Genomic DNA, 11,946 nt, shown 5'->3' on the forward strand with positions numbered 1-11,946 from the left:
TGCCGGGCTGCTGGGCAAGAAGAGCGGCCAGGGCTTCTACCCCTACTGACCTGCGAGCCCACCTGGGAGTCGACGTGCGAGCCGACCTGGGAGTCGACGTGCAAGCCGTCGTGCGTGCCGTCGCGGGAGCCGTCGCGCGAGCCGTCGCGCGAGCCGAGCTGCGGGCGATCGCGGTCGGGGCGCTGGCGTTGACCTTGGCGGCGCCAGCCCTCGCCGGCTGCACGGGCCATGCGGACGACCCTGGGACACCCCGCTGGAAGGCTGCGACGCTGCCCTTCCCCCCGGGACCCTCCGGGCGGCTCGCCGTCCGGGACGCGACGCGGTGCGGCGAGGCCTGGTATGTCGTCGGCGGCGTCTTCCTCGACCACCCGACGGCGGACCAGGACTCCCGTCCCGCGGCGTGGCGGTCGACGGACGGGCGGTCATGGACGCCTTTGCCGGTCGAGGCCGCCACCTTCTGGGGACAGCGGGCGATCCTGACATCGATCGCCTGCACGCACGACGCGATCGCGGTCGTCGGCGCGCGCTCCGGGGGCGCCCACGGCAACCCGCGGGTGACGACGTTCTACGAGGACGCAGCGGGGCTGCACGACGTCGACGCGCCCTATACGCAGTACGGCGGCGAGCAGGCCACCAACGTCGGCCCCATCTCGAGCGGGGACGATGGCTGGCTCATCACCGGCAACCGCGTGAGCGGCCCGGCCGTCTGGACGTCGGCCGACGCCCGCGCGTTCACGCTGCACGAGGGCGTGCCGGAGCTCGCCAACGACAGGTCGCTCAGTGCGCTGGCCCAGGACGCCGCGTGGGACGGCGCGCAGTGGGTGGTCGTCGGCGGTGGCAACCGGCCGGGCTACAGCCTCAACCGTGAGCCCCAGGCGTGGACGTCTCACGACGCGACGACCTGGGCACGCGAGGAGATCCCGGGCGGCCCGGGATTCGACGATGCGGAGCGGGTCGTCGCGACCCCCGAGGGCCTGGTGGCGCTCGGCCTGCGCGGCAACCGGTTCGGCACGTGGACGCGCCGGGGCGGCGCCTGGAGGAAGGGAGCCAGCTTCGGCCACCTGCCCTCGACCGCGAGCAAGAGCCCGTTCGTCGCGAGTCTGTCGGCTCACGGCGACGACCTGTGGGCGACGACGAGCGACGGCGCCCGCTATGCCCTGTGGCACCGCGCCGGCACCTCGGCCTGGGAGCATGTCGAGACGCCCGCTGCCGCCCCGGCGACGGCCGGCGACCACTTCCTGGGCGTAGCGGCCGGCCAGGCCGGCGTCCTGCTCCTGTCCGACGACGGCGCCCGCGGCAGGATCTGGACCGCTACGACGCCGCAGCCGCGATGACCGTCGTCAGCCGGCGGTGCAGCTCCATGAGCTCCTCGACCTCGAGACCCAGCCGGTCGATGATCGCCGGCGGGATGTGCTCCGCATCGGCGCGCAGCGCACGCCCGCGGTCGGTGAGGACGACCGCGAGCGCGCGCTCGTCGTGCGGGTCGCGCTCGCGTCGGACGTATCCCGAGGCCTCCAGGCGCTTCAGCAGCGGCGACAGTGTCCCGGGGTCGAGGGCCAGCAGGCCGGCCAGCTCCTTGACCCGTCGCGGCTCGTGCTCCCAGAGGGCGAGCATGACGAGGTATTGCGGATGAGTGAGTCCCATCGGGTCCAGCAGCGGCTTGTAGCACGCGATCACGCTGCGTGAGGCGAGCGCGAGCGCGAAGCACACCTGCTGGTCGAGGGCCAACAGGTTCGGCGGCTCCGGTGTCTGCGACGTCACGTTGGAAGCGTACCAACTATTGGTGTACAAACTATGTCGTGAGCACTCCCTCGCCCGCCAAGCGCCCGCGGCACCTGATGGACCCGGACAACCCGATCCGGCCCGTCAACGACCGCTCGCTCACCAACGTGCAGCGCTGGGTGATGTCGGTGCTCGCCGTCTTCACGATCGCGCACCTCGCCATCGGCATCGCGATCGCGGCGAACACCGTCGCTGCCGACGCCACCGCCGCACGCGTCGGCCTCTCCATCATCGCCTGTGCCTTCGGTGTCATCGGCGTCGCCACGGGGTTCCTCATCCACGGGAAGAAGCCCCAGGCCTGGCCCTACGCGCCGTGGCTCCTCGTCGGTCTCATCCCCGGCCTCGTCGGCCTCTGGTTCGCTCTGCGCTGACGGGCGCTCGGGACGTCATGCGACCCGGCCGCCGGAGCAGCCAGCTCGTCTGACGCTCGGGACGTCATGCGACCCGGCCGCCGGAGCAGCCAACTCGTCTGACGCTCGGGACGTCATGCGACCCGGCCGCCGGAACAGCCACCTCGTCTGACGCTCGGACGCCCGCGGACTCGATTACTTGGATATCCACGTATTACGGTGGCTCCATGCCCGCCCGTCATGTCGTCGCCAGTGAAGAGACCGCCGACCTGCTCCGTCTGGTGCGGCAGATCGCGGCCGACGAGCTCGCCCCGCGGGCCGCGGAGGCGGAGGCCGAGGAGGCCTTCCCGCGTGAGGTGTACCGGCTGTTGGGGCGGACCGGCCTGCTGGGGTTGCCCTATCCCGAGGAGTACGGCGGCGGGGGGCTCGCCTACGCCGACTACCTGCGTGTCCTGGAGGAGATCGGCGCGGTCTGGGCCAGCGTCGGCGTGGGGGTGAGCGTGCACGCCCTCTCCTGCTACCCGCTGGTCACGCGGGGGTCCGAGGAGCAGCGCAAGCGGTGGCTCCCCGAGCTGCTGGGCGGGGAGATGCTGGGTGCCTACTGCCTCTCGGAGCCGCATGCAGGGTCGGACCCGGCCGCGATGCGCACCCGTGCCGTCCGCGACGGCGATGAGTGGGTGCTGACCGGCGCGAAGGCGTGGACGACCCACGGCGGGCACGCGGACTTCTACACCGTGCTGGCCCGCACCGGCGAGGCTCGCAGCGACATCTCCTGCTTCCTGGTGCCGGCCGACGCCGCGGGACTGAGCGCGGATCCTCCTGAGCACAAGATGGGGCTGACCGGGTCGGCCACCGCGACGATGAGGCTGGACGGCGTCCGGGTCAGCGGGGACCGGTTGATCGGGGAGCCGGGCGAGGGCCTGCGGATCGCTCTCTCGGCGCTGGACTCGGGAAGGTTGGGGATCGCCGCGGTGGCCACCGGCCTGGCACAGGGAGCGCTCGACAAGGCGGTCGCCTACGCCCAGCAGCGGGAGAGCTTCGGTCGGCGCATCATCGACCACCAGGGCCTGTCGTTCGTGCTGGCCGACATGGAGGCCGGCGTCCAGTCAGCACGGGCGACGCTGCAGCACGCGGCGTCCCTGCGCGATGCCGGGCTGCCCTTCGCGCGGGAGGCCTCGATCGCCAAGCTCGTCGCCACCGACAACGCCATGAAGGTCACCACCGACGCGGTCCAGGTCCTCGGCGGGGCCGGCTACACCAAGGACTTCCCGGTCGAGCGCTACATGCGCGAGGCCAAGGTCATGCAGATCTTCGAGGGCACCAACCAGATCCAGCGCATGGTCATCGGCCGCAGCCTCGACGGTGCCGACCAGGGCACGATCAGCACGGCGGCTGGTGCGACCTGACAGCATGTGACCCGTGGCCTTCGACGACACCTCGACACCCTGGGTCAACCGTGTCGGCCACGGCCTGAAGTCGTTCGCTGCCGCTGAGTCCTCCGGCGCTGCCGCGCTGGTCGCGGCGGTGGTCGTCGCGATCGTCTGGTGCACCGTCGACCCGGCCGGCTACGAGCGCCTCTGGTCGACCGGGCTGACCTTCCGGCTCGGCCACCACGAGATCAGCGAGCCCCTGCGCGTCTGGGTCAACAGCGGCCTCATGACCCTCTTCTTCCTCGTCGTCGGGCTCGAGGCCCGGCGCGAGTTCGACCTCGGCGACCTGCGGGAGCGCCGCCGCTTCGCGCTGCCGTGCGCCGCCGGCCTGGCCGGCATGGTGGTGCCGATCGTCATCTACGTCGCCGTGCTGCACGGCGGGTCGGGCGCCGGCGCTTGGGGCATGGTCATGTCCACCGACACGGCGCTGGCCCTCGGCCTGCTCAGCGTGGTCGGCCGCGGCGTGCCCGACCGGCTCCGCGTCTTCCTCGTGACCGTCTTCGTGGTCGACGACGTGGTCGCCCTGCTCGTCGTCACGGTCGCCTACTCCGGAGACGTCGCACTCCGACCGCTGCTGGTCGCCCTCGTCGCACTCGCGCTCGTGGTCGCCGTACGCCGCCTCGCCACCCGACCCTTCCTCATCCCCGTGCTGCTGCTCTGCGTCGCCTGGGTGGCCCTGCTCGAGAGCGGCCTCGACCCGATCGTGCTCGGCCTCGTCGTCGGACTGGCCACCTCCGCCTACGCACCGTCGCGCGACGACCTCGAGCAGGCGAGCACGCTCTTCGTCGGCTTCCGGGAGCAACCCACGGCGGAGCTGGCCCGAGCGGCGAACGTCGGCGTCCTGCGCAGCGTGTCGACGAACGCACTCCTGCAGAGCAAGCTCCAGCCGTGGACAGGCTACGTCGTCGTGCCGCTCTTCGCGCTCGCCAACGCCGGGGTCGACCTGTCCTGGAGCTTCCTGGGGTCGGCGTACTCCCACGGGCTCGTCTGGGCCATCGTCGTCGCGTACGTCGTGGGCAAGCCGCTCGGCGTCGTCGGCGCGTCCTGGCTCGTGGAGCGGCTGAGCGGCGGGTCGATCCGGCCCGCCGTCGGATGGACGGGCGTCATCGGCAGCGGGACGCTCGCGGGCATCGGGTTCACCCTCTCCTTCATCGTGGCCGACATGGCGCTCTCCGGCTCGCAGCTGGCCGAGGCGAAGCTCGGAGTGCTCACCGCGGCCCTCATCTCGACGGGCGTCTCCGTCGTCGTCTTCGCCCGGACGGCGCGGATGAACGAGGTACGCCGCGCCCGCGCGCTGCTCGGCGACGCGACGCCGCTGCTGGACCTGTGCACCGAGGTCGACCCGGAGCACGACCACGTGCGGGGCTCCGCGACGGCGATGGTGACGCTCGTGGAGTACGGCGACCTCGAGTGCCCCTACTGCGGTCGCGCCGAGCCGGTGGTGCGCGAGCTCCTCAAGGACACCGACCTGCGCTACGTATGGCGGCACCTGCCCCTCACCGATGTGCATCCGCACGCCCAGCTCGCCGCCGAGGCGAGCGAGGCGGCCGCCGCACAGGGGCGCTTCTGGGAGATGCACGACCGCCTGCTCGACCATCAGGACCGGCTCGAGCCGCGCGACCTCCTCGCCCATGCGCGCGAGATCGGCCTGGATCTCGAGCGCTTCCGCTCCGACCTCGTCGAGCATCGCCATGCTGCCCGCGTCGCGCGCGACGTCGAGTCGGCGGACCTCTCCGGCGTCGCCGGGACGCCGACGTTCTTCATCAACGGCCGGCGTCACTTCGGCTCGTTCAACCTGGCGACCCTCTCGGCCGCGATCGCCGACGCGCGGGCGCGAGCGCTGCTGCAGCGCTGAGCGCGCCCTCCTCCGACCCACCGGCCCTCCGGCCCGCTCTCCACAGGGAATGCTCCGCAGCGGCACCACTCCACACCGGGAACAAAGGGGGACGACGTGGAGGTTGCCCGAGAATAAGGTGGCATCAGCGCCTGCGCGGGCTGCTCGTCCACGGCTCGCGGGGCGCCCGCACCGACCGGACCTCCCCGGAAGGACTCACCCATGGCTTCCTCCACCTCGCAGTCCCCCTCGGCTGCGCAGTATCCCGACAACATCGACGCCGCCGTCCTCAAGATCGCGGGGGTCGTGGTCCTCGGCGCCATCATGTCGATCCTCGACATCACGGTCGTCAACGTCGCCCTCCCGACCTTCCAGCGCGTCTTCGCCGAAGGCGGTCAGGAGCTCCCCTACTCCCACGTCGCCTGGACCGTCACCGGCTACACCCTGGCGCTCGCGACCGTCATCCCGCTCACCGGCTGGGCGGCCGACCGCTTCGGCACCAAGCGGCTCTACATGACCGCGATCGGTCTGTTCACCACCGGCTCCGCGCTCTGCGCCACCGCGTGGAGCATCAACGCGCTGATCGGGTTCCGCGTGCTGCAGGGCCTCGGCGGCGGCATGCTCATGCCGCTCGGCATGACGATCTTGACGAGAGCCGCGGGCCCGCACCGCATGGGCCGCCTCATGGCGATCCTCGGCGTCCCCATGCTGCTCGGCCCGATCATGGGCCCGATCATCGGCGGCTGGCTGATCCAGGTCGCCAGCTGGCACTGGATCTTCCTCATCAACGTGCCGCTCGGGATCATCGCCGTCATCTACGCCTGGCGCATCCTCGAGCGCGACAACCCTCAGCCCTCGGAGTCGCTCGACGTCGTCGGCATGCTGCTCATGTCGCCCGGACTCGCTCTGTTCCTGTTCGGCGTCTCCTCTCTGCCCAGCCACGGCGGCGACGTGACCGACCCGCACGTGTGGCTGCCCGCACTCGTCGGCCTGGCGCTGATGGGCACGTTCGTGTGGTGGTCGTTCCGGCCCCAGCACCCGCTCCTGGACCTGCGTCTGCTCGGCAACCGCAACCTGGCGCTCTCGTTGATCACCATGTTCCTGTTCGCCGCGGCCTTCTTCGGCGGCCTTCTCCTGGTGCCGACGTACTTCCAGCAGGTGCGCGGCGAGTCCACGCTGCACGCCGGCCTGCTGGTGGCTCCTCAGGGCCTCGGCGCGATGATGACGATGCCGATCGCCGGGCGGCTGTCCGACCACGTGCCGATCGGCAGGATCGTCCCCATCGGGCTGACGCTCATCATCGTCGGCATGTTCGGTCTGACCCAGCTGACCGCCACGACGCCGTACGGCGCGATCATCGCGATGCTCGTCGTCATGGGCTGGGGCATGGGCGCCACGATGATGCCGATCATGACGACCGCATTGCGGACGCTGAAGGCCCACGAGGTCGCCCGCGGCTCCACGCTCCTCAACATCAACCAGCAGATCGCCAGCTCCGTCGGCGTCGCCACGATGTCGGTCGTGCTGACCAACAACCTCAAGAACTCCCCGGTCATCCCCGGCACGCAGCACATCCCGGGCTTCCCGGACGGCATCACCCAGACGACGGCGGCGATCCTCAAGAACACCCAGCCGGTGCTCTTCGCCAAGCTGGACCTCAACCCCGTCGCCGTCGCGCACGGCATGGCGAGCGCCGCACAGGCCTTCGCGAACACCTACTGGGTGGCCTGGGTCGTCCTCGTCGTGGCGATGATCCCGGCGCTCATGCTGCCGCGGAAGCGCGAGGTGAGCCACCTGCTCGACGACGAAGGGGTCCCGCCCGTCCCGATCACGTGACCTCAGGTCGCTCTCAGGCCGGTCGGCGAGACTGACACCTCCTGCCGCCGACCCGAGAGCCGACGTGTCGCACCTGTCCCTCACCCCCCGCGCCCACGCGCTGCTCGCTCGCATCGAGACCTGGTCTTACGCGGGCGGCATCCGCGCCATCGGCGTGAAGGTCCTCGTGACCGTCGGCGGGCCGCTTGTCGTCCTTGCCGGTGTCGCGATGCTCGTGCTCCCCGGTCCCGGCCTGGTCGTCATCGCGCTCGGCCTGGCCATGCTCGCGTTGGAGTACCCCTGGGCGCGCCGGCTCCTGGTGCTCCTCGGCCGCAGTCTCGCCTGGGCGCGACGCGTGGTCCTGCCGTCGGGCAGCTCGCCGGCGCGCAAGGCCATCGGCCTGCTGGGCACCGCCGGGTTCTTCGTCGCCACCACCCTCATCACCGGGGCGATCACGACGTACGTCGGGTCGCAGGTCCTGCTCTGAGGGGTGCCGGCGTACACGGGTACACCGAAGTCACCTCGGCGAGGCGGTCTTGAGCGGGACCGACGCCCGGCGCGCGGACTTCGGTGTACCCGTCTACGACCGACGCGCGGGGGATGTCACACCCAGCATCCCCATGACTCGGGTCCCACGACCGCCGGGCCCTTCGGCCCTGTGGGCCGCCGCCGACCGGTGGAGGATGGAGGGAGGGGTCAGGAGGCGATCAGCGTTGACCACTTCTCACGAGCAGCGGACCGAGGCTCCGCGCACCCGCCGTCCTTCCACGACGGCGCTGGTCGTCGTCCTCAGTGCCGGCACGGTCGTCGCCGTCGTGCTCGTGACGCTGGCGCTGCTGCTTCCGGGACACCGCGGAAGCGTGCTGAGCCCGGGCACCCTTCGCGGATCCGGCGTCAGCGCAAGCGACACCCGGACCCTGCCCCCGTTCGCTGCCGTCGAGCTGGCAGGCAGCACCAACGTCTCGGTCCAGGTCGGCACGCCGCAGTCAGTCGTCGTGCATGCCGACGACAACCTGATCGCCCACGTCCACACGACGGTCAGCGCGGGCACCTTGGTCGTCGACACGTCGGGGAGCTTCGAGACCCGGGCGCCGATGCGCGTCTCCGTCGTCGTGCCGAGGCTGACGAGGGCGAGCCTCACGGGCAGCGGCAACCTGATCGTCGACGACGTGCACGCGGACTCCTTCACAGCGAGCCTCCCAGGCAGCGGAACCATGCTCGTCTCGGGCCGGACCGAGCACCTGGACGCCAGCCTCCCGGGCTCCGGCCAGATGAACATGCACGGGCTCGTCGCGCACGATGTCGAGGTGCAGCTGTCAGGCTCAGGTGAGATCCAGGTGCACGCGACCGAGACGCTCCACGCGGAGGTGTCCGGAAGCGGCGCGGTCTTCTACGCCGGCAACCCGCCTCACGTGACCACATCCGTGACCGGCAGCGGCACGGTCGAGCCCCAGTAGCCGCGCAGCTTGCGTCGTCACCCGACGTTCAGGCGGCAAGCTCCGCGAAACGCGACGGCTCAACAGTCCCACCCCGACGCATGAGTGAGGATGCTCAGGCGTCGATCTCGAGGGTGTGTGCGCTGTGGTCGCGCTTGGCCCTGAGGTAGCGGACATTGGCTGCGGAGAGGTGTACGCCGGTCGGGACCGCCGCCGCGACCTCGATGCCATGAGCCTGCAGCTGTGAGCGCTTGTCCGGGTTGTTGCTCAAGAGGCGCACGGCATTCGTGCCCATCGCCTGCAGCATCTGAGCCGCCGCACGATAGTCCCGCTCATCCTCGCCACGTCCGAGCGCCACGTTCGCCTGGAAGGTGTCGAGACCGGAGTCCTGCAGCGCGTAGGCGTCCAGCTTCCGGTACAGCCCGATGCCACGACCTTCTTGTCGTAGATAGAGGAGGAACCCGCCCGCCTCGGCGACCAGCTTCACCGCCTCCCTCAGCTGGGGCCCACAATCGCAGCGCTCCGACCCGAACACGTCCCCCGTCAGGCACTCGCTGTGGAGACGCACCAGCGGCGGAGTGCCCCCACGACGGGCGCGGTCGACCGCCGCGCGCCAGTCGCCCAGACCCAGGAGCAGGTGTTCGGAACGGTCCACGAGTCCATCGAACGTGACGACGTGGGCGGTCGTCTCGTAGGCGTCGTCGAACGTGATCGGCACATCGACCGACGTGCGGATCCGAGCGCTCGGCATCTTCTCCACGCGATCCTCAGGTCCTGGCATGACGCCGAGCCGTTGCTCCTTGACAGCCGGGGGCAGCCTCAATAGGTTCATAGTTCATAATACTGTGTAGAGTTCAGTATAGCGAACAATCTTTGACTTGGGGAGGCCGGCCCGTGATCCTTCTGGGCTATCGCGATCGCAACGTCCACGAGCTCATCTGCCACCAGGTCGCCGAACGAGCCGGCTACTACGAGCGGTTGGGGGTGGAGGTCAAAGCGGTGGCAGGTGCGGACCACCCGGAGGCGCCCCTGTCGGCCGGCCTCGGCGGCTCGCTCATCGAGTCGCTCAAGGGCTCGAGGCACTGGCGAGCGGCGCTGGTGCACACCGTCCACCCGATGTTCTGGCTCTGGCGCCGCGACAGCTGCCCGATGACGCCCCCGGTCGTCGCCGCGCACCCGGAGGAGTCGATCGTGTGGGCCTTCACCCTTCGCATGCTCGCCGACCAGGGCGTGCCGAGCGAGGGGCAGACGGTGCTCCGCTTCCCCGTGGGACTCGAGGGGGACCGCCGCCGGCTTCAGGCCTTGACCTCGGGGGTCGCCGGCATCGCCGCGCTGGGCTCGTCGTTCGCGCCACGTGCCCTCCTCAGGCAGGGGCTGAGGCCGGTCGCCTACTTCGGCGATCAGATCCGGTTCCCGACAGCCGGCATCGCGGTCGACGTCGAGAGTGACGTCGACCCACAGGAGCTTGATGCGGTGGTGGCCGCGCAGCGGTCAGCACTCGCCCTCATCAGGCAGGCGGACTCAGTCGCGGCCGACGCGATGGTGGACCTGATGCTGGACGGCAGTCGGGCCGATGCGACCCACCTGCTGCGTGGCATCGTCGCGGCGCAGTACGGGCCGGACGCCGCCGTCGCCCACCGGGTCGGCGAGCAGGCCCGGGCCTGGCTGGCCGCCCACCTGGGCGTCGACCCGAGCGCGGCGAGCGACTTCTTCGCAGAGGTGGGCTGACGATGGCGATCCGAGAGATCCTGGTGGTCGACGCCGAGCAGGCCACGCACGGGACACGTGTCGCGGCGCGCACCCACGACCTCGTCGTCGACGAGGCCGAGCGCTACGGTGGCCACGACACCGGTGCCAACCCGGTCGAGCACATGATCGCCGGCCTGGCGGCCGCATCGCTGGTGGTCCTGCGCCTCGTCGGCGAGGGCGAGGTGGCCGAGTCTGCGACGCTGCGGGTCTCGGCGACCTTGAACGTCGACCGCGTCATGGGCAGGGAGGACGCCCCCGTCTTCGAGCTCGTCCGCTTGGACTGGGTCGTGGCGAGTGACGACCACGCCGAGCGGCTGCGCGCCGTACTCCCGCAGGTCGCTCGCCGCCGCCCCGGCCAGGCCCTGCTGGACGCGGCGGGTCAGGTCATCGAAGAGCTCGGAGTGCGCGCGCCGCTTGCCTGAACGGACGGCCGCACCACCACATCACGACCCCGCGTCGAGACCGCCGGGCGTAGCTTGAAAGGTTCACCATGTCAGTCCCACGGCCGATTCGGCAGCCAGTCTCCCTCGGTCGGGCCCGCGAGCGCCTTCCCCTGAGCACCCTCGCCATTCCCCTCGGGCTCGCCGGTCTCGCCCAGGTGTGGTCCGTCGGCATGACGGCCGTCGGCGCGCCGGACGGGTTCGCGCAGGTCTTCTGGGTCATCGCGGGCATCTCGTGGCTCGTGACCGCGGCCGCCCACGTGCACCGTGGGACCCGGACCGACCACCGTCTGTCCGACCAGCTGCGGCACGTCGGCCACGGGCCGCTCGCCGCACTGCTCCCCATCACGGCGATGTTGCTCGGCGTCGGCCTGCACCGCACGTACGCCGGCGCCGGCACCGTCCTGGCCGTCTGCTCGATCGTCGTCGCCGCCGTGTTCGGAGCGTGGATGCTGACCTTCTGGATGGAGGGGGAGATCTCCCTCGAGGACGTCCACGGCGGCTACTACTGCCCGATCAGCGCGTCCGGCCTGGTGGGCGCTCTGGCCGCCGGCCAGTCGGGGCTGCGCCTGCTGGCGCTCGGCTGCTTCACGGTCGGGGTGCTGTTCTACATCGTGATCTCGGTGTTTCTCCTACTCCGCCTTGCCCTACGGCCTCGTCTGCCCGCGCCGCTCGTCCCCACGCTCGCGATCATGATGGCACCGCCTGCGTTCGCCGCCGGCGCCTGGCTGACCATCTCCGGCGGCCGACCCGACCCGCTCTTCGACAGCCTGACGGGCCTCGCCGTCTTCATGGCGCTCGTGCAGCTGGCGCTGCTCCCGCAGTACCTCGCCCTGCCGTTCACGGTCGGCTTCTGGTCCTTCACGTTCCCGCTTGAGAGCGTCGCATTGCTGGCGATGATCTGGTTGGGCATCGAACGTCCCTTCGCGTGGCAGGAGGCGACCGTCGCGCTGGTCGGAGCCCTCACCCTCGTCATTGGCGTGATCGCAGCGAGGTCTCTGCTGGAGCTCAGCCGGTCAGTGGCTCAGCCCGGCGTGACTGAGGGGCGCTTCGTTCACGGGCCGCCTGGGCACAGGTAGCGGTCCACCTTCGACACAGCCGTGCCCCCGA

The 11,946-nt window shown here is 70.9% G+C and carries 12 protein-coding genes; 10 read left to right on the forward strand and 2 right to left on the reverse strand.

Annotated elements, in window-relative coordinates; genetic code table 11:
- The coding region (locus ACYQ1K_RS11895) for a hypothetical protein (RefSeq protein ID WP_459983201.1) at positions 1-1,334 on the forward strand (1,334 nt) is incomplete at its 5' end.
- Here ACYQ1K_RS11895 and ACYQ1K_RS11900 read toward each other — a convergent pair.
- Positions 1,312-1,761 carry a MarR family winged helix-turn-helix transcriptional regulator gene (locus ACYQ1K_RS11900; RefSeq protein WP_459983202.1) on the reverse strand — a complete coding sequence of 150 codons (450 nt, stop codon included), beginning with the start codon at positions 1,759-1,761 and terminating at the stop codon, positions 1,312-1,314. The two genes, ACYQ1K_RS11895 and ACYQ1K_RS11900, sit on opposite strands and share 23 nt — an antisense overlap.
- A gap of 38 nt (positions 1,762-1,799) precedes the next feature.
- Here ACYQ1K_RS11900 and ACYQ1K_RS11905 point away from each other — a divergent pair, with 38 nt between their 5' ends.
- The 6 genes from ACYQ1K_RS11905 to ACYQ1K_RS11930 all read left to right on the forward strand — a co-directional run bounded on the left by ACYQ1K_RS11905 (position 1,800) and on the right by ACYQ1K_RS11930 (position 8,668).
- Positions 1,800-2,153, forward strand: coding sequence for a hypothetical protein (locus ACYQ1K_RS11905; protein ID WP_459983203.1), 354 nt, complete (start codon positions 1,800-1,802; stop codon positions 2,151-2,153).
- 206 nt (positions 2,154-2,359) lie between these two features.
- Complete coding sequence (locus ACYQ1K_RS11910) at positions 2,360-3,538, forward strand: acyl-CoA dehydrogenase family protein (RefSeq protein ID WP_459983204.1); 1,179 nt, start codon at positions 2,360-2,362, stop codon at positions 3,536-3,538.
- A gap of 13 nt (positions 3,539-3,551) precedes the next feature.
- Positions 3,552-5,417 (forward strand): Na+/H+ antiporter NhaA, encoded by a 1,866-nt coding sequence (locus ACYQ1K_RS11915; RefSeq protein WP_459983205.1) that lies wholly within the window; start codon positions 3,552-3,554, stop codon positions 5,415-5,417.
- A 201-nt stretch (positions 5,418-5,618) separates the two neighbouring features.
- The gene (locus ACYQ1K_RS11920; RefSeq protein WP_459983206.1) at positions 5,619-7,232 is read left to right on the forward strand and encodes a DHA2 family efflux MFS transporter permease subunit; all 1,614 of its coding nucleotides are present in this window, start codon (positions 5,619-5,621) and stop codon (positions 7,230-7,232) included.
- A gap of 64 nt (positions 7,233-7,296) precedes the next feature.
- Positions 7,297-7,698, forward strand: coding sequence for a PGPGW domain-containing protein (locus tag ACYQ1K_RS11925; RefSeq protein ID WP_459983207.1), 402 nt, complete (start codon positions 7,297-7,299; stop codon positions 7,696-7,698).
- A gap of 226 nt (positions 7,699-7,924) precedes the next feature.
- Positions 7,925-8,668, forward strand: coding sequence for a head GIN domain-containing protein (locus ACYQ1K_RS11930; protein ID WP_459983208.1), 744 nt, complete (start codon positions 7,925-7,927; stop codon positions 8,666-8,668).
- A 94-nt stretch (positions 8,669-8,762) separates the two neighbouring features.
- Here the strand turns inward: ACYQ1K_RS11930 and ACYQ1K_RS11935 are convergent, their stop codons facing one another.
- Positions 8,763-9,398 carry a GTP cyclohydrolase II gene (locus ACYQ1K_RS11935; RefSeq protein ID WP_459983361.1) on the reverse strand — a complete coding sequence of 212 codons (636 nt, stop codon included), beginning with the start codon at positions 9,396-9,398 and terminating at the stop codon, positions 8,763-8,765.
- Positions 9,399-9,541: 143 nt separating this feature from the next.
- Here ACYQ1K_RS11935 and ACYQ1K_RS11940 point away from each other — a divergent pair, with 143 nt between their 5' ends.
- The 3 genes from ACYQ1K_RS11940 (at position 9,542) to ACYQ1K_RS11950 (ending at position 11,915) form a co-directional block, all read left to right on the forward strand.
- On the forward strand, positions 9,542-10,375 hold the full coding sequence (locus ACYQ1K_RS11940; RefSeq protein ID WP_459983209.1) for a substrate-binding domain-containing protein: 834 nt from the start codon (positions 9,542-9,544) through the stop codon (positions 10,373-10,375).
- Between the two features lie 2 nt (positions 10,376-10,377).
- Complete coding sequence (locus tag ACYQ1K_RS11945) at positions 10,378-10,818, forward strand: OsmC family protein (protein ID WP_459983210.1); 441 nt, start codon at positions 10,378-10,380, stop codon at positions 10,816-10,818.
- A gap of 68 nt (positions 10,819-10,886) precedes the next feature.
- Positions 10,887-11,915 (forward strand): SLAC1 family transporter, encoded by a 1,029-nt coding sequence (locus ACYQ1K_RS11950; RefSeq protein ID WP_459983211.1) that lies wholly within the window; start codon positions 10,887-10,889, stop codon positions 11,913-11,915.
- Positions 11,916-11,946 lie beyond the last annotated feature (31 nt).

Source organism: Nocardioides sp. AN3, assembly GCF_054653495.1.

Excerpts from the sequence above, each read along its gene's own strand:
- ACYQ1K_RS11910 (WP_459983204.1), top strand. The coding sequence starts at position 2,360 with ATGCCCGCCCGTCATGTCGTCGCCAGTGAAGAGACCGCCGACCTGCTC.
- ACYQ1K_RS11920 (WP_459983206.1), top strand. The coding sequence starts at position 5,619 with ATGGCTTCCTCCACCTCGCAGTCCCCCTCGGCTGCGCAGTATCCCGAC.
- ACYQ1K_RS11935 (WP_459983361.1), bottom strand. The coding sequence starts at position 9,398 with ATGCCGAGCGCTCGGATCCGCACGTCGGTCGATGTGCCGATCACGTTC.
- ACYQ1K_RS11945 (WP_459983210.1), top strand. The coding sequence starts at position 10,378 with ATGGCGATCCGAGAGATCCTGGTGGTCGACGCCGAGCAGGCCACGCAC.
- ACYQ1K_RS11950 (WP_459983211.1), top strand. The coding sequence starts at position 10,887 with ATGTCAGTCCCACGGCCGATTCGGCAGCCAGTCTCCCTCGGTCGGGCC.